The organism is Curtobacterium sp. PhB136 (genome assembly GCF_004346855.1).
Taxonomy (GTDB): domain Bacteria; phylum Actinomycetota; class Actinomycetes; order Actinomycetales; family Microbacteriaceae; genus Curtobacterium.
Genome location: NZ_SMGH01000004.1, coordinates 970,218 through 989,074, shown reverse-complemented (window position 1 = coordinate 989,074; position 18,857 = coordinate 970,218). Strand labels below are relative to the sequence as shown.

Below are 18,857 nucleotides of genomic sequence, written 5' to 3'. Positions count from 1 at the left end.
TACGGGTCCGGCTTCACAAGGGCGTCGGAGTCGACCGCAATATGACGACACGCAGCCAGGGAGCGCGAACTGCCATCATAGGCAGCGGCCGCGCATGATGTCCAGTCCTGGCTTGACCAAATTCGTGGACGACGTGTATAAGCACCGTCCGGCCGCCGGTATTCCGCCGTGCGGACCCCGGCCACCCGCCTAACCGAGGCGTTCGCGGTCGACCCGAGCCGAGCCTCCGGTCCGGTTCTCGAACCCCGCCAGCGCACGGAACGCGTCCTCCGGACGACGGGTGCGCACGAAGGTGACCCGGCCACGGTCGTCGGTGAGCTCGATCCCGAGCCCCGGGGTCAGCATCAGGGCGCGGACCCCGCGACCGAGCCGCAGGCCGATGCCGCCGTAGGTGCGCGCGTCGGCCTCGACGAGCCGGACGTCCGTGATCCGGTGACGCGGGATCCGGCGCGGCGGGAGCGGACGGAAGTGCAGGGTGACGTGCGTCGCGGTGACGGTGAAGCCGGACCGGGCGAGCAACAGGAGCAGTCCGACGACCATGCCGAGGACGCCCGGGACGATGAGGGCGACCTCCGGCGCTTCGCCCGGCCAGCCGAGGACCGCGCCGGTGAGGCCGCCGCCCGCAGCGAGGAGCACGCTCCCGACCACGCGCATCCAGGCGGGTGCGTGCTCGCGGTCCGCGTGGAACGGACGGGAGGGACGGGTTGCCACACGGGGTCGGCTCGCGTTCGTGCGCGTGCTGGCGCTGGCGCTGGCGCTGGTGAAACGGTGCGTCGGGATGCTCAGGGTGTCGGCGGACAAGGGTGACTCCTGCGGTTCGGGGCCGTTCGGATTCTGCACTCCGTATTTTACATAACGAACGACATGTGTTCAACGGTCGTTCGCGGTGGGGGCGCGACGACGGCGCGGGCGCGACGGCACGCGGGTGACGGCGGTGGGGGCACTCGTCACGGTCGGCCGGTGTGCGGACCCGCAGCGGGGTGGGGTCCCGGCGAGTCGACGCAACCGGCGCGACGACGGGAACCGACGCTACGTGACGTCCCTTGGCATCGACTGGCAGTCCATGTGTACGCATTCATCCGCATCGCGTGCGGTGGGCGTCGGCACCGCTGGGCGCCGCAGTGCCGACGGGCCCCGCGGTCGGGCGTCAGCGCAGGACGAGCGCGACGGCCTCCGCGCGGGTGCGGACCCCGAGCTTCTGGAACAGCTGGTTCACGTACGACTTCACGGTCGGCACCGTCAGGAACAGCTCGGCGGCGATCTCCGGGTTCGTCCGGCCGTCCGCGATCCGCTCGAGCACGTCCGCCTCACGCGGGGTGAGCTCGGGGAAGCGGTCGCGCAGGCCCGTCGGTGCAGCGGGCGCCGGTGCCGCGAGCTGCGCGACGAGCCGGGCCCCGATCGCCGCGTCGAACGTCGACTGCCCGGAGGCCACCGCCCGGATCGCGGTCGCGATCTCCACCCGGCCGGCGTCCTTCGTCAGGTAGCCGCGTGCCCCGGCCCGCAGCGCGGTCGTGATCGACTCGTCGTCGGCGAAGGTCGTCAGCACCAGCACCGCGACCCCCGGGTGCTGCTCGGTGATCCGGGCCGTCGCGGTCGGGCCGTCCACGACGGGCATCCTGAGGTCCATCAGCACCACGTCCGGCGCGTGCTCCGCCACGGCGGCGAGCGCCTCCGCTCCGTCGGCCGCCTCACCGACGACCTCCAGGTCGGGCACCAGCGACAGCACGGTCACCAGGCCGTCCCGGACGATCGCCTGGTCGTCGACGACCAGCACGCGGATCACCGGTCACCGTCCACGCGGCGTGCGAGCTGCTCGCCGGCGACGGGCAGGTGCATCGCCACGACGAACTCGTCGTCGGATCGGTCGGCGTCGATCGTCGCGCCGTCGGAGAGTTCCGCGAACCGCTCCCGCATGCCGATGAGGCCGTGCCCGCCGCTGGACAGCGGGTTCGCGAGGACGACGTCCACGGCGTCGCCGTCCCGGATGACCGAGAGGGAGACGGGGCAGCCGGGGGCGTGCCTGCGGGCGTTGCTGAGGGCCTCCCGGCTGGCGGCGACGACAGCGGTCCGGTGGGCGTCGTCGAGGTCGGCGAGGGTCAGGTCGCCCTGCGTGAGGACCTGACCGCCGAAGGAGCGGTGCGCGGCGACGAGGGCGGGCAGGCCGGGTGCGCCTGGTGCGTCGTTCGTCTCGGGTGCGCCGTTCGCGTCGGGTGCTTCGTTCGTGTCGGGCGCATCCGGCCTGGAGGCTCGGGTCGGCTCCGGTGCGTCGGTCCCACCGGCACGGTGGTCGCGGGTGTCGTCGTCGTCGCGCAGGGCGTGCACCGCGCGTCGGGCCTCGGCCAGGCCGTCCGCCGCGAGGGTCCGGGCATCGGCTGCCCGGCGGGTGGCCTCGTCGACACGACCGGCTTCGAGGAGCGCCTCGACCGCGTCGAGCTGCAGCACGAGGCCGCCGAGCGAGTGCGCGAGGACGTCGTGGATGTCCCGGGCAGCGCGGGAGCGGTCGGCGAGGAGCTCCGCGCGTGCCTGGTCCCGTTCCGCCTGCCGCGCCTGCGCCTCGGCGAACCGGAACTGCCGGCGGCTGAACCCGACCAGGACACCGAGCACCAGGCCACCGCACGACGCCAGGACGAACAGGACGGCGGTGCCGGCCGCGGCGGCGGACACCGCGATCTCGACCAGGGCGACCAGCACGGCGACGATGCCGCTCCACACGGGCAGCCGCGGGCTGGCCTGGAGCACCACGACGCCGACGATCACCGGCGCGAGCATGAGCGCATCGGTCGACACCACCACGGCAGCGCCGGCGACGACCATCACTGCGGCCGCGACGACGGTCGTCCACGGCGTCCGGAGGAACTCCCGGACCGCCCACGCGGCGAGCGCCACCGTCCCGACGACCCAGACCCACGCGGGCAGGTCCATCGCGACGCCGTTCTTCACGAACCAGAACCCGACGGCGATGATGCCGACCGCGCTGAGGCTCCACCCGAGACGCGACCGCGACCGGCCTCCGGAGAGGTCGGTCGGGTCGTCGCCGGACAGCAGGGTCACCGGACCATCATGCCGCTGGCGCGGTTCGGGATGCGCTGGTCGAGGACCAGGGCGCGGGCGGCCCGGTTGATCGCGAGCATCAGCAGCACCGCGCCCGTCGAGGTGAGGAGGTGCGCTCCCATGTGACCGCCGAGCACGTCGAGGCCGACGCGCACGGCGATGAGGACGAACCACAGTCCGGCGCCGAACCACCCCGTGCGGGACTGCAGCGTGCGGCCCTTCTGGTCGGGCGTCGACACGGTGCGGAACGTCGTGATGGATCCCATCGAGAGGCCCACGGCGACCGAGATGAGCGCCTCGATGCCGAGGAAGACGATGTCCGTGGTGGTGATCGTCGCCTTGGTCTGGGCCATCACGACCACGCCGATGATCGCCATGATGAGCGGCGTCCGCCAGATGCGGGCGGGGTCGAGGTACTGCCAGGTCGCCTGGCGGAACGCGAGGAACCCGACGAGGGCGAGCCCGATGACGATGTTCGCGAGGAGCTGGACCGACATGGTGGTGGACCTTCCGTGGTGTCCGGCGGGGCGGTTCCCGGCCGGTGATCCCATCGTGGTTCGGCGGCCTGCGCGGCCCCACCACCCACGGGTGGGGACGTGGGTGGTGATGCGGTGGTGTTCGATGGGGGCATGGCTGACGCGTTCGACGGATTCAAGCTCGGTGCGGGGTTCTCGGTCATCGAGCCGGACCGGCACCGCCCCGGGTCCTTCACGCTCGTCGTCGACGGGACGCCGCAGTCGCACGTCGACCTCGAGGACCCGACGCACCTGGCGTTCGAGTACATCCGGCGGATCGGGCACGCCATCGACCTGCTGCCGCCCGGACCCATCACCGCGGTGCACCTCGGCGCCGGCGCCCTGACGCTCCCCCGCTACGTGGCCGTCACCCGCCCGGGTTCCCGGCAGCAGGTGATCGAGCTCGAGCGGGACCTCGTCGACCAGGTGCGCGATGTCCTCCCCTTCCCCCGCGGGGCGTCCATCCGGGTGCGGTACGGCGACGCGCGAGAAGTCCTGTCGAAGCTCCCGCACGGGCTCCGGGGCACCGTGGACCTGGCGGTCGTCGACGTGTTCGGCGGCTCGCGGATCCCGGCCCACGTCACGAGCGTCGAGTTCTACCGTGAGGTCGCGGCCTTCCTGTCCCCGACCGGCATCGTCGCCGTGAACGTCGCCGACGGCGCCGGGCTCGCCTTCGCGCGCGGACAGGCGTCGACGCTGCAGTCGGTGCTGCCCTCGGTCGCCGCCGTCGCGGACACCGGGATGCTGAAGGGCCGGCGATTCGGGAACATCGTGCTGCTCGGCTCCCCCACGGACCTGCCCGTGGCGGAGATGCCGCGCCGGTACTCCTCGGACCCGATGCCGGCGAAGGTCGTGCACGGCGCCGAGCTGCGGGCCTTCATCGCGGGGGCGCCGATCGTCACCGACGCCACGGCCGTCGCGTCGCCGGAGCCGAACCGCTCCGTCTTCGGCGCGTAGCCCGGGCACCATCCGGGTGGCGCTGCCAGGATGGGTGCTGCACGACCGCGCAGGCGCGCGACCGACGAGACGGGGATGCCCTCATGACGAACGACGACCGGAGCAACGACGACCGGACGGCCGACGGCCAGGCACCGAGCTGGGGCGAACCGCAGCATCCGGCGAACCAGGACGCGCCCCGCTACGGCGAGCGCATCACCCCCGCGTCGGCGCCGCAGTACGGCGAACAGGCACCGCAGTACGGGCAGCAGTCGCCCGATCACGGACAGCAGCAGGCGCCGCAGTTCGGGCAGCAGGCACCGCAGTACGGGCAGCAGCCCCAGCAGTACGGGCAGCCCCAGCAGTCCTCCGCCGCCGCACCGGCGTCCTCCGCCAGCCCCGCGTGGCAGAGCTACGACGAGCCGAAGGCGAAGAAGAAGACCGTCGGCGTCATCGCGTTCTTCGCCTCCGTCGTCGCACTCATCGTCGGCATCGTCGGCGGCTACCTGCTGGGCACCGCGCTCGGCGCCAGCGGTGCACTGCGCGACGTCATCGACAGCGGCGGCACCTCGAGCGCCGACCAGCAGCAGCTCCAGGACTCGCTGATGAACGGCTCGAACGCCGGCCAGCTCGCAGCGGGCTCGGTGTTCATGTGGATCGGCACGCTCTTCGGACTGTGGGGCATCGTGCAGGGCATCGTCGCGATCGCCACGAAGCGCGGCCGCGGTTGGGGCGTCTTCGCGCTGATCCTCGGCGTCGTCGCCGCACTCGTCGCGTTCTCCGTCTACATCGGCATCGCGGTCTCCTCCTCCGGTGCGGCGTCCTGACGCAGGCACTCGGAGGCAGTCGGTCCGAGGACGACGTCACGTGATCGGCGTGTGGCACCAGCCGCTCCCGGGTGACCGCGGATACCCTCGACCCTGATGTCCCTCCCGCCCGACGACCGCCAGCACAACGACCGGGACGACCGCGCCCGGGAACCGCGTCACGCGGCTCCCGTCACCGCGGGCGTCAGCCCCGGCAGCACCTTCGCGCCGATCAGCCTGCGTCCCGCCGTCGACGTGCAGGTGATCCAGGACCGCCTCCGCGACCTCGGCCAGAGTCGCAGCACGGACGCGCTCGCCGAGCGGGCCGAGCTCCTGCGCCTGCTCGGACGGCTCGACGAGGCACTGGTCCTGGCGGAAGAGGTCTTCCGCCTGACGATGTTCACGGGTGAACGGGCCGACAAGGTCGCTGCCCGGGTCCGCCGAGCCCACGTCCTGCACGACCTCGGCCGCTACGAACGCGCCGCGACCGAAGCCGCACTGGCGCGGGACACGGCGACCACCGAGGAGTGGCCGGAGCTCGAGGGCGCCGCCGCCGAGATCGAGGGCTGGTCCCTGTTCGAACTCTCCCGGTTCGACGAGGCGCGTGAGGTCCTCGGCCGTTCCTACGAGGCGTTCCGCGCGGCCGGCGCACCGGCCGAACGCACCGACGCACTCCGCACCGCGGTCGAGGCCGCCATGCGCGCCTCGATCGCCCGGCCGGCCGCCGCTCCCGAGCGTGACCGTGCCGACGGCGCACGGCGTGACGAGGCCCCAGCAGCCGAGGACCGTCCCCGCACCGCCCGTGAAGCTGCGATGCGTCGGGAGACCGACCCGGCCACCCGCGTCGCGGAGCCGGTCAAGGAGATCCCGCCCGTGCGCCGCCGGGTGCTCGGCGCCCCCGATGCGGCCCGCACCGAAGCGGACACCCTGTGGGGCAAGCTGACCGACCGAGCCGACCGGACCCGTCCCACCGACCGCGACCGGTGACCTCGCTCGACCTGGTCCGGTCACGGGCCGACGAACTCATGCGCACGCACCTCGGCGCGGGCACGTGGGCGTTCGCCTTCGACCACGCCAAGACGCGCGCCGGGCAGTGCGACTTCGCGAAGCGGCGGATCACGGTGAGCCGGCACCTCGCGGCACGGTTCTCCGACGACGACGTCGACCAGGTGCTCCTGCACGAGATCGCCCACGCGATGAGCGGTGCACGGGCCGGGCACGGGCCGAAGTGGCGGCGGACCGCGGCGTCGATCGGGTACACCGGCTCGCGGCTGCACGACGGGCCGATCGCCAGCGAGCTCGCACCGTGGGTCGGTGCGTGCCCGGCCGGACACGAGCACTACCGCTACCGCACGCCCACCAGGCCCCTGGCCTGCGCGAAGTGCTCCCGGCGCTTCGACGAGCGGAACCTCATCGCGTGGAGCCGCCGGACCGACTCCGCGCGCGCGGAACCGGGCAGCGCCGTTCGCGTGTGACCCGTCAGCCCGGCCCGATGCACCCCGTCGGATCCCGGCAGCACGACCCGCGTGTGACCCGTCAGCCCGGCCCGATGCACCCCGTCGGATCCCGGCAGCACGACTCGCGTGTGACCCGTCAGCCCGGCCCGATGCACCCCGTCGGATCCCGGCAGCACGACCCGCGTGTGACCCGTCAGCCCGGCCCGATGCACCCCGTCGGATCCCGGCAGCACGACTCGCGTGTGACCCGTTAGCCTGGCCGGATGCACACGGGGCAGCACATCCGCACGGACTCGGGGTCGTCGTGGTTCTTCGACGCCGGTCGGATCGCCCTCGACTTCGCGCACACCGGCGGCTTCGCCGACGATCCTCACGGCGGGCGTCCTCGCGCGCAGCTCGGTGAGCTCCTGATGACCCCGGCCGACCTCGACGAGTGGCTCAGTGACCACACCGAACCGATCGACCTCGGTGCGACCGCCCGCGAACTGCAGGACGCCCGGGAGCTCCGCGCCGCGATCGGCCGGCTCGCCGTGGCCGCGGCACCGGCGCCCGCGTCGACGGCCGCGGAGCGCACCGCGGTGGCGGCGGGCCTGCGCGCCGGGACCGGCCGCACGCGCCCCGCGCCCGACGACATCGACACCGTCAACCTGTTCGCCGCCCTGCCGGACGTGCCCCCGAGCCTCCCGGGTGGCCGTCGTCGGGCCGGAGCGAACCGTGTGCGGCTCGCACAGGCGCTCTCGAGCGTCGCGCGCGACGCGGTCGCCCTCTTCACCGAGGTCGGGTTCGACGACGTCGAGGCCGACGGCCGCCCGACCCGGCTCAGCCGGTGCTCCGCGCCGGACTGCGGGCTGGTGTTCTACGACTCGTCCCGCGGTGGCACGCGCCGGTGGTGCGCGATGCAGCGGTGCGGGAACCGGGCGAAGGTCCGGGCGCACCGCGCCCGCCGCGCGGCCGCCTGAGCGAAGCGCTACCGCCTCACCGGCGCGCTGCCGGCACGGGCAGGGCCCGCACCCGAGTCCACCGGAGCCGCACCCGCCCGCCAGCGCCTAGGACGAACGCCAGGTGATCGTCGAGTCGCCCTCGGGCGCCTCGTCGACCGGCGCCGCACGCATGTAGCTGACGGCGTCGACGGTGCTGCCGGACGGTGCGAGCAGCACCGCGCAGACGTCCGCGGTCCCGTTCCCGGTGAGCGCCTCGGCGATGGCCTTCCGCTCGAACGGGCACGCATCCTGCAGGACGTCGTTCCGGTCGCTCGCGTCGAGGGACGGCCCCGCCTGCAGCCGGTCGTCCGCCCGGAGCCCCCAGGCGTCGTTCGTCAGGTCGCCGACGGCGTCGGTGTCGAACGTGCCGCTGACCCGCTGCACGGTGAAGTGCGCCAGGTACGCGTCGTCGCCCTTCGAGCTCAGCCCGAACTGGTCCATCGCGTCCGAGGTCACCCGTTCGACCTTCGTCGCCTGGATCGCCAGCTGGCCGTGGAACGCGGAGCCGTTGAGCTTCGTCGTCACCCGGTCGCCCATGTCGTGGCCACCCTGCGCGCACCCGGTGAGCGTCGCGGCGGCGGCGATGGCGAGCACGCCAGCGCCGATCTGTCGTCGTCTCGTCCCCTGCATGGTCGCCACGGTACGGACCCGGGCGCTTCCGAGCACATCGTCGACACAACCTCGCGTCAGCCGGGGACAGATCGCACCGAATTCCTGAATTCGGGACGCCGAATCCTCTGGCATGCTGGTGCCATGACCGACACCGCCACCCCGCGCCTCGCCCCCACCGGCGATGCTCCGCGGAAGCGCGCGGCGAGCCTGACGCTCCTCGGCCCCGCGTTCGTCGCCGCCATCGCGTACGTCGACCCCGGCAACGTGGCCGCGAACCTCACGGCCGGGGCGAAGTACGGCTACCTGCTGCTGTGGGTCCTGGTCGCCGCGAACGCCAGCGCCGTGGTGGTCCAGTACCTCTCCGCCAAGCTCGGGATCGTCACCGGGAAGTCCCTGCCGGAACTGCTCGGCATGCGGATGCGGCGCACACCCCGGCTGCTGTTCTGGGCGCAGGCGGAGGTCGTGGCCGCAGCGACCGACATCGCCGAGGTGATCGGCGGCGCGCTCGCCCTGCACCTGCTGTTCGGGCTGCCCCTCGTCGCGGGCGGGCTCATCACGGGCGTGGTGTCGATGGCGATCCTCGTGCTGCAGAACCGGCGGGGTGCTCGCACGTTCGAGGTCGTCGTCACCGCGATGCTCGCGATCCTGACGATCGGCTTCTGCGCGGGGCTGCTCTTCGCGCAGGTCTCCCCCGGCGAGCTCGTGTCGGGCCTGGTGCCGCGCTTCGAGGGCTCCGAGTCGGTGATGCTCGCGGCGTCGATGCTCGGCGCCACGGTGATGCCGCACGCGGTCTACCTGCACTCGGCGCTCGCACGGGACCGGCACGGAGACACCCCGGCCGGTCCGGATCGGCGCCGGGTGCTCGTGATGACGCGGTGGGACGTCGCGCTCGCGCTCATCGTGGCCGGCGGGGTGAACGTCTGCATGCTCGTGCTCGCCGCGGCGACCCTGCCCGGTGTGCCGGGGACGGACTCGATCCCGGGAGCGCAGGCGGCGATCGCGACGCACGTCGGGCCGGTGGTGGGCGTGCTGTTCGCCGTCGGGCTGCTGGCGTCCGGGCTGGCCTCGACGTCGGTGGGCTGCATGGCCGGCGCCGAGATCATGCACGGCCTGCTGCACGTGCGGGTGCCGCTGCTCGTGCGGCGCATCGTGACGCTCGTCCCGGCGATCGTGCTGCTCGCGCTGGACGCGGACGCCACGATGCTGCTCGTCGTGAGCCAAGTGGTGCTGAGCTTCGGGATCGCCTTCGCGATCATCCCGCTCGTGACCTACACGTCGCGGCGGAGCGTGATGGGCGCGGACGTCAACGCACTCGGGACCCGGGTGGTGGCGTGGGTGATCGCGACGGTCATCGTCGCGCTGAACGTCGCGCTGGTCGTGCTGACGCTCACGACCTGAGCGTCAGCACGCACCGCGGCGCAACCCGCACCGCGGTTCCCGTCGGCGCGTCCGATGCGATTTGGCGTCGCACAACCGAATCCGGCTCGCACCACGGGGATCCGCGGTTCGAGCCGGTCATGGTTGTGCGACGCCGGCAGGAACCGCACGACACCACGAACGCCACGAACGCCACGAACGCCACGACGCCACGAACGCACGACGTCACGTGTGGGCGCGAGCGCACCGGCTACTCGACGACGCGGACGCCCTTCCAGAACGCGACGTACCCGCTGTAGTCCTTGCCGACACGGTCGAACGACGACGGGATCGGCGTGGGGTACGACCACGCGGCATCGGTGAGCGTCTGCCCGTCCGCGGTCACCGTGAAGTACTGGGTGTCGCCCTTCCACGGGCAGTGGTACTGCGTGTCGGTCTCGGTGAAGTACTCGGTGTTCACGCTCGACGGCGGGAAGTACCAGTTGCCCTCGATCTTGATGAGGTCGTCCTCGGATGCCTCTGCGATGACGGTGTCGCCAGCGACTGCCTTCATGGTGCGCTCCTTCGTTGGTGGGCGGTCTGCCCTGCCGGTCGGAACGCTACGCGCGGGCGCTGTGTTCCCCGGGCCGGATCGTGACGAGCTCCGGCCCCACGGCGAGCGCCGCGTTGGCGCGCTCCGGGCCGAGCTCCCGTGCTGCCTCGGACGCGGTGACGAGGTGCTTCACGGCACGCCGGAGCCCGGTGTAGGCGGCGCAGGCGGCAGCGGCCTCGGGCGAGGAGTGGTCGATCCCGACGGCGGACAGCGCGTCGATGACGGCGCCGGCACCGAGCAGGTCCTCGACCGCGAAGTCGGGTGCGTCCGGCACGTCGGCGGACTCGCCTGCGGCTTCGGCCACGTCGATGCCGGAGGGCGCGTGGTGCGTCCCGGCAGCGATGACCGCGACGACGCACCGGTCGCCACGATCGGTCTGGAGGCTCGTCACCCGTTCCGCGACCGCCGCCGCGTTGGCGAGGTGGCCCGCCACCACCTCCGCGCCCGCGGGGAGCTGCCGGGCGACGGCCCGGTGGCCGGCGGCGTGGTCGCCTCCGGCACCCGCGGGCAGCACGTCGACCCAGACGACGAGGTGCGCTCCGATCGCGACGCGGTGGGCACCCGCGACGCCCCATCCGAAGCGGACCTGGTACTGCTGCTGGCCTCGTTCACGCACTCCGTCACGATAACCGCTGTGGAGGACCTGTCCCTTTCCACAGGGGGCCCGCTGACCGCCGATCGGCACTCGGACCGCCAGTACGATCGACTCCCATGGAGATCGCCCCCGCACCGACCCTGACCGGTGACCGCGTCACGCTCGAGCCCCTCGGCCACGAGCACGCGGACGACCTCCGGGTGGCGGTCGCGGACGGCGATCTGTGGCGCACCTGGTACTCCTCGATCCCGGCACCGGCGCAGGTCGACGCCGAGATCGACCGCCGTCTCGCGGAACAGGAAGCGGGCCGGATGGTGCCCTTCGCGGTGCGTGACCGGCCGACCGGGCGCGTGGTCGGCTCGACGACGTTCATGGCCATCGACACCGGGAACCGCCGGGTCGAGATCGGATCGACCTTCCTCGCGAAGTCGGCGCAGCGCTCCGGCATCAACACCGAGTCGAAGCTGCTGATGCTCTCGCAGGCGTTCGACGTCTGGCAGTGCATCGCGGTGGAGTTCCGGACCCACTGGCACAACCAGCAGTCGCGCGCGGCGATCGCCGGCCTCGGGGCGAAGCAGGACGGTGTCCTGCGGAGCCACCAGATCGGCCGGGACGGCACCCTCCGCGACACCGTGGTCTTCTCGATCACGGCGGCGGAGTGGCCGACGGTCCGGCTGTCACTGGCCGAACGGCTCCGACGTCACGACCGCGCCGAGGGCTCCCGCCGCCGTTCCGCCCGGCACGCCTGACACCGACACGCCTGACCCCGACACGCCTGATCCCTCGTCAGCGCAGTTCGTGTTCGACCGTCCGGTCGCCGAGCGGCTGCACGGGGCGGGCGTTCTCGACGTGCGCGGCCTCGAGGTCAGCGAGCTGGTCGGCACCGAGCTCGACCGTGTCCTCGAGCACGATCCACTGCACGCCCTCGGTGCAGGGCGGCGTCGTGAGGGACCCGGGGTAGGCGTGGTGGGAGCGCCCCTCGGGCAGCATCGCCCCGATGTCGACGGTGCTCGCGCGGCCGGCGCCGGCGGTCGCTCCGGCGACGTAGCTGTCGTACGCCGCGTTGTGCGCACCCTGCTCGGCGAGGACACCCACCACCGTCAGGGCACCCTTCCCGTCGGCGTGCACGAAGTGGAACTCGGCGTCAGCGGCCTTCCCCCGGACGGTGTGCTCGGACCCGGCGTGGAAGTGCATCTGCACGAGGTGCAGGTCCTCGCCGCCGATCCGCGTCGTCGCGCCGTCGTCCGCCGTGAACTGCACGGTGTGGCCGTTGTCCGCGGTGAGGCCCTTCGCGGGCGCGCCGGCGACGAGGTCGAGCGGGGCACCCTTCGTCGGCGCCGGCAGGTCCACGGGCGACTGCTCGGTGCCGGTGGAGCACACGTCGTACTCGTCGGACAGGTCGCCCCAGTGTCCGGGTGACCCGGCACCGTCGTAGGACCATGCGGTCCCGGCGTCACCATCGTGCGCATCCACAGTGGGCGTGCCGGCGCACCCGGCGAGGACGAGCAGCACGGCGGGTGCTGCGAGGAGGGGGAATCGGCGGACGCTCAGGCTCGAAGGGGTCATGCGGTGCAGCGTCGCAGGCTTGATATGTGAAATACCTGCGGTCGAACCGCAGGCGAGGGGTAGCGTCCGCCGCATGCACGTCGGTCTCCGTCTCGTCCTCGATGCCCCGGTGGACGCCGTCCGCGACGCCCTGATGGCCCCGGCGGTGATGGTCGGGGTGACGAAGCCGTTCCTGGTGTACCGGTCGCTCGACCCGTCGGGCTTCCCCGACCGCTGGACGCCGGGCGAGCCGCACCCCATCGCGGCGAGCGCCTTCGGCGTGGTCCCGAGCGGGGCCAGTCACGTGGACATCGACCGCTACGAGGTGGACGGCGTCCCCGTGCAGCGCGACAACGGCGGCGGCACGAGCGGCCTCTTCGCCCGGATGGCGATGCGGCACCGGATGGCGGCGACGGAGCTCCCGGACGGCACGACGCTGCTCGTCGACCGGCTCGACTACCGGATGACACCCGCGGTCCTCGGCGTCGCGCTCTGGCCGGGCATGTGGGTGATCTGGCAGTGGCGGGCGCTCCGGATGCGGCAGCAGTCGCCCACCTGGCCCCCCGCCTGACGGGGTGCGCCGGGCGGGACACGCACGATCGCGGCGAGATGAGCCTCCCGTCCGCCGCGCAGCGGGCGTAGCCTCGACCACGTGAGCCAGACGCGCCCCGAGGAGCCGACGACCGACGACCGTGTGCACCGCACGCTGGCGACCGTGGACTGGCGTCGGATGACGTTCGACCTCTACCGCCGCGTCCGGGCCACCCCCGACCCGGAGACCGCGCACGCGATGTGGCGCGAGACCCGCGACGCGATGTTCGCCGAGCACCCGGCCAGCCCCCTCCTCGACGAGGACGCCGTGGACTTCGAGGAGCTCCCGGTGCCCGCGTACGACCCGGACTGGCGCTTCCGTGCCCGCATCGAACCCGCCGAGGAACAGGTGCTCGACGTCGAGACCGGCACCGACGGCATCGTGCACTTCGACCGGCTCGGGGTCGTCAGCCTGCCGGGCATCGGCACCCTCGACGTGTGGTCGCACGGCGGCTACGCGGGCGGCGTGTTCGTCCCGGTGAAGGACGCCAGCGCCGGGAAGGCCCGCGGGACCTACGGCGGCGGTCGCTACCTGCTCGACACGATCAAGGGCGCGGACCTCGGCGGTGACGACGGGGAGATCGTGCTCGACTTCAACTTCGCGTACAACCCCTCGTGCGCGTACGACCCGGCGTGGGCGTGCCCGCTCGCGCCTCCGGGCAACACCGTGCCGGTGGCGATCCCCGTCGGCGAGCAGTACGACTTCTAGGGCGGACACGATGTCTTCCAAGACCGGCACCGGGACGACGACCGGACTCGTGGCGATCGACGCCGGTGGACGGATCCCGCCCTTCGAACAGGTGCGCTCGCAGATCGCGGCGCAGATCACGGCGGGCTACCTGGTCGACGGGCAGCGGCTACCGAGCGTGCGCTCGCTCGCCGAGGAACTGGGACTCGCTGCCGGGACGGTCGCGAAGGCGTACACGGTGCTCGAGGAGACCGGGCTGGTGCACACCGCTCGTGGTGCCGGCACCCGTGTCGTGCGCCCCGCGGCGGTGCCGGACGCCGTGGCCGACGCGGTCCGCTCCCTCATCGCCGAGGCGAAGGCGGCCGGGCTGTCCCCGGACCAGACCGCGACGGCCCTGCGGGACGCCTGGCCCGCGTAGCGGACCGGGCCGTCGCCGCGTCGCGGAGCGGTCCGGCGCCGTCTCAGCAGTGCTCGAAGACGTACGCCTCGCTCCCGCGGGCAACCAGGTCGCGGTCGCGCAGGATCGTCATCGCCGGTCGGCTGTCCGAGGCGCAGACATCGGACCACGGACCGTCGGAGTCGTCGGAGTACTCGACGTCGATCACCCGCTGCCCGTAGGCCTTCGTGTACGCACCGCACTCGTCGTACGTCATGCACTCCTCGGCCACGACGAAGTCGAAGCCGGTGTCGCGCTTGCCCGCCGATCCGAGCTGTGGGGTGTTCTTCTGCCCGGCCGCGAGCCCGTGCTCGTGCGCGACGTCCACCAACGACTTCGCCAGCGCCAGGTTGCCCGCTCGCGTCAGCGCCCCGTGCGAGCGCGTCCACGAGTCCAGGTTGTCGAACTCGACCGCGTCGAACCCGCGGTCGCCGCACCGGGTGATCGACCTCGTCAGGACGTGGACGATCGAGGCCCGTGCGCTCGCGCTCGACGTGTCGAGGAGCATCTCGTCCGGCCAGCCCGGATCGGACACGGGCTTCCCGTCGTCGTTCCGGAGGATCGCGTCCGGGTACCGCTCCTTCCACATGGCCGCGTCCTCGGGCTGTGTCTGGAACCCGTTGACGTAGCAGATCGAGTACCTGCCCGAGGCCGGGTGGGCGGTGCTGTCGCGCTCGACGATCGTCACGTCGTCCGCGGGTCGGTACGCGCCGCCGAGCTGGTAGTCGGGGATGCCCGAGGTCGGCAGGTTCGTGTAGCCGTGGCCGACGTCGCCGTCGGCGTCGCTCCCGGCATCGCTGCCCACGCCGCTGCCGGCGCCCGCTGCGCACCCGGACAGCAGCAGGGCACCCACGACGAGCACGGAACCGAGGACGAGGGACCGAGCACGCATGCCCGTGATCCTCGCACGGAGTCGGCGCCCTTCCCCGTGGAGGGGTCCAACCGCTATGCTGGACGTACTCGAGGCGCCGATCGCCTCGTGCGTCGTACGGACGCCCCCGAAACCTCCCGGTCGATTTCGACCGATGCGTATCGCGCACCACCCTCCCCCCGGAACCCGTCCGGGTCGGGAAACCGGTGCCAGGCTCTCTGCTGCGGCGACAGTGCCCGCACCGCCGTGCCTGCTCCCGAGCAGGCTCGCCCGCTCCCAGGAGCGGACACCGGCCGCGGACATGCTCCCGCCCGCGCGCTGATCCGAGCGCGCACCACGGCCGGCAACGGCCCGAAAGGTCATGATGACCAACCTCACCGAAGACATCCGCTTCGCAGATCTCGGCGTTCCCGCCCCGATGGTCGACGTCCTCGTCGGCCAGGGCAAGGAGAACGCCTTCCCGATCCAGGCGGACACCCTCCCCGACTCCCTCAAGGGCAAGGACGTGCTCGGCCGCGGCCGCACCGGTTCCGGCAAGACCATCGCGTTCGCGATCCCCCTTGCCGCCCGCCTCGCCGCGAACCCGCGGAAGCGCCGCCCCGGTCGCCCCCGCGCCCTGGTCCTCGCACCGACCCGTGAGCTCGCGACCCAGATCGACGCGACGCTCGCCCCCCTCGCCAAGGCGATGGGCCTCACCACCACGACGATCTTCGGCGGCGTCTCGCAGGGCCGCCAGGTCGACGCGCTCCGCGGTGGCGTCGACGTCGTCGTCGCCTGCCCCGGTCGCCTCGCCGACCTCATGCAGCAGGGCCACGTGCAGCTCGACGCGATCGAGGTCACCGTCCTCGACGAGGCCGACCACATGGCCGACATGGGCTTCCTGCCCGGTGTCACGAAGATCATGCAGGCGACGCCGGAGCAGGGGCAGCGCCTCCTGTTCTCCGCCACGCTCGACAACGGCGTGGACAAGCTCGTCAAGAAGTTCCTGCACAACCCGGTCATGCACTCCGTCGACGACGAGTCCAGCCCCGTCGAGGCGATGACCCACCACGTGTTCGAGGTCGCCGACGCCGACGCGAAGAAGGACCTCGTCCGCACGCTCGCCTCGGGCACCGGTCGCCGCATCCTCTTCATGCGCACGAAGCACCACGCCAAGCGCCTCGCGAAGCAGCTCTCCTCGCAGGGCATCCCCGCGGTCGACCTGCAGGGCAACCTGTCGCAGGGCGCCCGTGAGCGCAACCTCGCGAAGTTCTCCGCCGGTGAGGCCCTGGTCCTCGTCGCGACCGACGTCGCCGCCCGTGGCGTGCACGTCGACAACGTCGAGCTCGTCGTGCACGTCGACCCGCCGACCGAGCACAAGGCGTACCTGCACCGTTCGGGCCGTACCGCCCGTGCCGGTTCGTCGGGTGACGTCGTCACGGTCGTCATGCCGGCCGAGCGTCGCGACGTCGCGCAGATGATGCGCAAGGCCGCGATCAAGGTCACGCCGCAGCAGGTCACGCCGAACTCGGCGCCGGTCGCGCAGCTCGTCGGCGAGATCGCGCCGATCCGCCACGTGGCCGAGGCCCCGGTCCAGCAGCAGCAGCCGCGTCGCCAGCAGTCCGCGTCGTCGTCCTCGTCCGACTCCACGGGCGGCCGCGGCCGTGCGCGTGGTCGCGGCGGCCGATCGGGAGGCTCGGCTCCGGCCGCGCAGTCCGGCTCGGCTCCGAGCGGCTCGGGTGCAGGGCGTCGCGGCGGTCGTACCGCCGAGGCCGGCGCCGCCTCGACCGGTGGGCAGCGCCGTTCCGGCGGCAGCCGTCGCGCTTCGAGCGACGGCGTCCGTGGCGGCTCGGCTCCGGTCTGGTCGTCCGACGGTGGCTACGCCGCCGGCCGCAGCTCCGGTTCGGAGTCCGGTGGCAACCGTCGCGGCGGTGGCGGCTCGCGTCGCGCCTCGCGTCCGGCCGGCTCCGCGCGCTGACCTGCCGCCCGGGCCAACCTTGACGCGCGCTGCGAGCGTGCGAACGTCGGCGGGTACCTTCTGGTGCACCGGAGGACGCGAGAGCGATCACCGGAGACCTGTCCGCAGACGGAAGGAATTGCCTATGGCTGGCATCGATGACATCAAGAACGCTGCCGAGAAGGCAGCCGGCAAGGCCAAGGAAGCTGCCGGGAACGTGACGAACAACGACCGTCTGAAGGCCGAAGGTCAGACCGACCAGGCCAAGGCCTCGGCCAAGCAGGGCGCGACTGACGTCAAGGACGCCGCTCACGGCGTCGCCGACAGCTTCAAGGACAACAAGTAAGACCCAAGTCGGCCGTCCAGGCCGCACTGCGAAGCCCCCGGGTCCCAGAGGGAACCGGGGGCTTCGTCGCGTTCAGGGGCGCCGGGGCCGCTGGCGCGCCGTGGTGCCGGCCGGCGCGGCACAACGCAAACCGGCTCGCACCACGGACGTTCGTGGTGCGAGCCGGTTTGCGTTGTGCGGGTCCGATTCGCGCCGGGCGGGCGCGGCGGGCGGGGCGCGGCGGGCCGGGCGCGGCGGGCGGCGCTAGAGCAGGGCGCCGACGGAGGCGAGGCCGGCGCGCATGAGCGCTCCGCGGCCGCCCTCCATCTCCTCGGACACGGCGACCGAGGCGGCTTCCATCGGGCTCATCCACGTGAGTTCGAGGGCGTCCTGGCGCGGCTCGCACGTCCCCGTGACCGGGACGACGTACGCCAGGGAGATCGCGTGCTGCCGCTCGTCGGTGTACACGGAGGCGCCGGGCAACGGGAAGTACTCGGCCACCGTGAACGGCGCCGGGTTCGAGGGCAGCTGCGGGAACGCCATCGGTCCGAGGTCCTTCTCGAGGTGCCGGAACAGCGCGGTGCGGATCGACTCGCCGAACATCACCCGGCCGGAGACGAGCGTTCGGGCGATCGAGCCGCTCGGCGCGACGCGGAGCAGGACACCGACCTCCGTCACGACGCCGAGGCCGTCCGTGCGGACCGGGATCGCCTCGACGTAGCAGATCGGCAGGCGACGGCGGACCATCGCGAGCTCCTCGTCGGACAGCCAGCCGGAGTCGGGGTCAGGGGTGCGCAACGAGGCCATGCACCGTGTCTACCAGCCGCACGGGCGAACGTGGTGGAAGGGCGCGGGGTTGGGGATGGTTGATGCGTCAACTACTGTCGGCTGCATGATCGATGCCGACGTCGTCCGCTGGACCCGCCCCGAGGCCGACCGTGCCGGCACGCCGCTGCTCGTCGCGCTGCACGGGGTGGGGTCGAACGAGCAGGACCTCCTCGGGCACGCGCCCGCGCTGCCGCCCGCGTGGACCGTCGCATCGCTCCGGGCACCGATGCCGTGGGGCGGTGGGTTCAGCTGGTACCCGCTCGGGACGCCGGGGTCCCCCGCGCTCGAGCCGGTCGACACCAGTGTCGCCGGTGTCCTCGACTGGATCGACTCCGTCGGCGCCGATCACCCGCGCATCGGGCTCCTCGGGTTCTCCCAGGGCGGGTCGATGGCGTTGCAGCTGCTGCGGGCACGGCCGTCGGGCTTCGCGTTCGCGGTGTCACTGTCCGGGTTCGTGGTGCCCGGCGTGACCGACTCGCGTGACGAGGCCGTCGCAGCCGTGCGGCCCCGCGTGTTCCTCGGCCACGGGGACCTCGACCCGGTCATCCCCGGCGAGGCGACCGCGAGGACGGACGCGTGGGCAGCGGCGAACACCGACGTGACCGACCGCACCTACGAGGGGCTGCCGCACGCGGTGTCGGCGGCCGAGCTGGCGGACGTGGCCGCCTTCATCGGCGACTGACGCCCTGGGCGCGACCGGACGACGGACGGGAGGC

The 18,857-nt window shown here is 72.8% G+C and carries 23 protein-coding genes; 13 read left to right on the top strand and 10 right to left on the bottom strand.

The window, feature by feature from the left end; all coding sequences use genetic code 11:
- Window positions 1-189 precede the first annotated feature (189 nt).
- From EDF27_RS04820 to EDF27_RS04805, 4 genes are all read right to left on the bottom strand, one after another.
- The gene (locus EDF27_RS04820) at window positions 190-801 is read right to left on the bottom strand and encodes a hypothetical protein (protein ID WP_123700898.1); all 612 of its coding nucleotides are present in this window, start codon (window positions 799-801) and stop codon (window positions 190-192) included.
- 346 nt (window positions 802-1,147) lie between these two features.
- Entirely contained in the window at window positions 1,148-1,783 is a 636-nt protein-coding gene (locus EDF27_RS04815) for a response regulator transcription factor (protein WP_123700899.1), read from the bottom strand.
- The gene (locus EDF27_RS04810) at window positions 1,780-3,051 is read right to left on the bottom strand and encodes a histidine kinase (RefSeq protein WP_123700900.1); all 1,272 of its coding nucleotides are present in this window, start codon (window positions 3,049-3,051) and stop codon (window positions 1,780-1,782) included. Before EDF27_RS04810 ends, EDF27_RS04815 begins: the two co-directional genes overlap by 4 nt.
- Window positions 3,048-3,548, bottom strand: coding sequence for a hypothetical protein (locus EDF27_RS04805; RefSeq protein WP_123654854.1), 501 nt, complete (start codon window positions 3,546-3,548; stop codon window positions 3,048-3,050). The genes EDF27_RS04810 and EDF27_RS04805 overlap by 4 nt, the downstream gene beginning before the upstream one ends.
- Window positions 3,549-3,680: 132 nt before the next feature.
- On the opposite strand from EDF27_RS04805, the gene EDF27_RS04800 reads away from it, so the two are divergent.
- From EDF27_RS04800 to EDF27_RS04780, 5 genes are all read left to right on the top strand, one after another.
- Window positions 3,681-4,523 (top strand): fused MFS/spermidine synthase, encoded by an 843-nt coding sequence (locus EDF27_RS04800; protein ID WP_123654855.1) that lies wholly within the window; start codon window positions 3,681-3,683, stop codon window positions 4,521-4,523.
- Window positions 4,524-4,606: 83 nt separating this feature from the next.
- A complete protein-coding gene (locus tag EDF27_RS04795) occupies window positions 4,607-5,329 on the top strand; it encodes a DUF4064 domain-containing protein (protein WP_132047569.1) in 723 nt (240 codons plus the stop codon).
- Between the two features lie 96 nt (window positions 5,330-5,425).
- A complete protein-coding gene (locus EDF27_RS04790) occupies window positions 5,426-6,295 on the top strand; it encodes a hypothetical protein (protein WP_123654857.1) in 870 nt (289 codons plus the stop codon).
- Window positions 6,292-6,783 (top strand): SprT-like domain-containing protein, encoded by a 492-nt coding sequence (locus EDF27_RS04785; protein WP_132047567.1) that lies wholly within the window; start codon window positions 6,292-6,294, stop codon window positions 6,781-6,783. Before EDF27_RS04790 ends, EDF27_RS04785 begins: the two co-directional genes overlap by 4 nt.
- A 245-nt stretch (window positions 6,784-7,028) precedes the next feature.
- A complete protein-coding gene (locus tag EDF27_RS04780) occupies window positions 7,029-7,724 on the top strand; it encodes a CGNR zinc finger domain-containing protein (RefSeq protein WP_123654859.1) in 696 nt (231 codons plus the stop codon).
- Between the two features lie 87 nt (window positions 7,725-7,811).
- On the opposite strand, the gene EDF27_RS04775 is transcribed toward EDF27_RS04780, so the two are convergent.
- Window positions 7,812-8,375: a hypothetical protein gene (locus EDF27_RS04775; protein WP_123654860.1), complete on the bottom strand. Its 564-nt coding sequence runs from the start codon at window positions 8,373-8,375 to the stop codon at window positions 7,812-7,814.
- Between the two features lie 123 nt (window positions 8,376-8,498).
- On the opposite strand from EDF27_RS04775, the gene EDF27_RS04770 reads away from it, so the two are divergent.
- Window positions 8,499-9,755, top strand: a complete 1,257-nt coding sequence (locus EDF27_RS04770) for an Nramp family divalent metal transporter (RefSeq protein ID WP_123654861.1) — start codon at window positions 8,499-8,501, stop codon at window positions 9,753-9,755.
- A 229-nt stretch (window positions 9,756-9,984) separates the two neighbouring features.
- Here EDF27_RS04770 and EDF27_RS04765 read toward each other — a convergent pair whose 3' ends face one another.
- Window positions 9,985-10,287: a DUF427 domain-containing protein gene (locus EDF27_RS04765; RefSeq protein ID WP_123654862.1), complete on the bottom strand. Its 303-nt coding sequence runs from the start codon at window positions 10,285-10,287 to the stop codon at window positions 9,985-9,987.
- A 46-nt stretch (window positions 10,288-10,333) separates the two neighbouring features.
- Window positions 10,334-10,942, bottom strand: a complete 609-nt coding sequence (locus EDF27_RS04760; RefSeq protein WP_165931361.1) for a 2-phosphosulfolactate phosphatase — start codon at window positions 10,940-10,942, stop codon at window positions 10,334-10,336.
- 95 nt (window positions 10,943-11,037) lie between these two features.
- Between EDF27_RS04760 and EDF27_RS04755 the strand changes: the two genes are divergently transcribed.
- Window positions 11,038-11,670, top strand: coding sequence for a GNAT family protein (locus EDF27_RS04755; RefSeq protein WP_123654864.1), 633 nt, complete (start codon window positions 11,038-11,040; stop codon window positions 11,668-11,670).
- Between the two features lie 37 nt (window positions 11,671-11,707).
- Here the strand turns inward: EDF27_RS04755 and EDF27_RS04750 are convergent, their stop codons facing one another.
- Window positions 11,708-12,487, bottom strand: a complete 780-nt coding sequence (locus tag EDF27_RS04750) for a carbonic anhydrase family protein (RefSeq protein WP_165931360.1) — start codon at window positions 12,485-12,487, stop codon at window positions 11,708-11,710.
- 73 nt (window positions 12,488-12,560) lie between these two features.
- On the opposite strand from EDF27_RS04750, the gene EDF27_RS19585 reads away from it, so the two are divergent.
- The 3 genes from EDF27_RS19585 to EDF27_RS04735 all read left to right on the top strand — a co-directional run bounded on the left by EDF27_RS19585 (window position 12,561) and on the right by EDF27_RS04735 (window position 14,163).
- Window positions 12,561-13,037, top strand: a complete 477-nt coding sequence (locus EDF27_RS19585) for a hypothetical protein (RefSeq protein ID WP_165931359.1) — start codon at window positions 12,561-12,563, stop codon at window positions 13,035-13,037.
- Between the two features lie 159 nt (window positions 13,038-13,196).
- The gene (locus EDF27_RS04740) at window positions 13,197-13,766 is read left to right on the top strand and encodes a DUF1684 domain-containing protein (protein WP_123655419.1); all 570 of its coding nucleotides are present in this window, start codon (window positions 13,197-13,199) and stop codon (window positions 13,764-13,766) included.
- Window positions 13,767-13,776: 10 nt separating this feature from the next.
- A complete protein-coding gene (locus EDF27_RS04735) occupies window positions 13,777-14,163 on the top strand; it encodes a GntR family transcriptional regulator (protein ID WP_123654867.1) in 387 nt (128 codons plus the stop codon).
- Window positions 14,164-14,206: 43 nt separating this feature from the next.
- On the opposite strand, the gene EDF27_RS04730 is transcribed toward EDF27_RS04735, so the two are convergent.
- Window positions 14,207-15,073: an endo alpha-1,4 polygalactosaminidase gene (locus tag EDF27_RS04730; RefSeq protein ID WP_132047559.1), complete on the bottom strand. Its 867-nt coding sequence runs from the start codon at window positions 15,071-15,073 to the stop codon at window positions 14,207-14,209.
- 343 nt (window positions 15,074-15,416) lie between these two features.
- Between EDF27_RS04730 and EDF27_RS04725 the strand changes: the two genes are divergently transcribed.
- Together EDF27_RS04725 and EDF27_RS04720 are read left to right on the top strand one after the other, a co-directional pair.
- Window positions 15,417-17,009, top strand: coding sequence for a DEAD/DEAH box helicase (locus EDF27_RS04725; protein WP_132047557.1), 1,593 nt, complete (start codon window positions 15,417-15,419; stop codon window positions 17,007-17,009).
- A 124-nt stretch (window positions 17,010-17,133) separates the two neighbouring features.
- Complete coding sequence (locus tag EDF27_RS04720) at window positions 17,134-17,334, top strand: CsbD family protein (RefSeq protein WP_123654870.1); 201 nt, start codon at window positions 17,134-17,136, stop codon at window positions 17,332-17,334.
- Window positions 17,335-17,577: 243 nt separating this feature from the next.
- Here the strand turns inward: EDF27_RS04720 and EDF27_RS04715 are convergent, their stop codons facing one another.
- Window positions 17,578-18,120: an NUDIX hydrolase family protein gene (locus tag EDF27_RS04715; protein WP_123700908.1), complete on the bottom strand. Its 543-nt coding sequence runs from the start codon at window positions 18,118-18,120 to the stop codon at window positions 17,578-17,580.
- An 85-nt stretch (window positions 18,121-18,205) separates the two neighbouring features.
- Here EDF27_RS04715 and EDF27_RS04710 point away from each other — a divergent pair, with 85 nt between their 5' ends.
- Window positions 18,206-18,823, top strand: a complete 618-nt coding sequence (locus tag EDF27_RS04710) for an alpha/beta hydrolase-fold protein (protein ID WP_132047555.1) — start codon at window positions 18,206-18,208, stop codon at window positions 18,821-18,823.
- The last annotated feature ends 34 nt before the right edge of the window (window positions 18,824-18,857 follow it).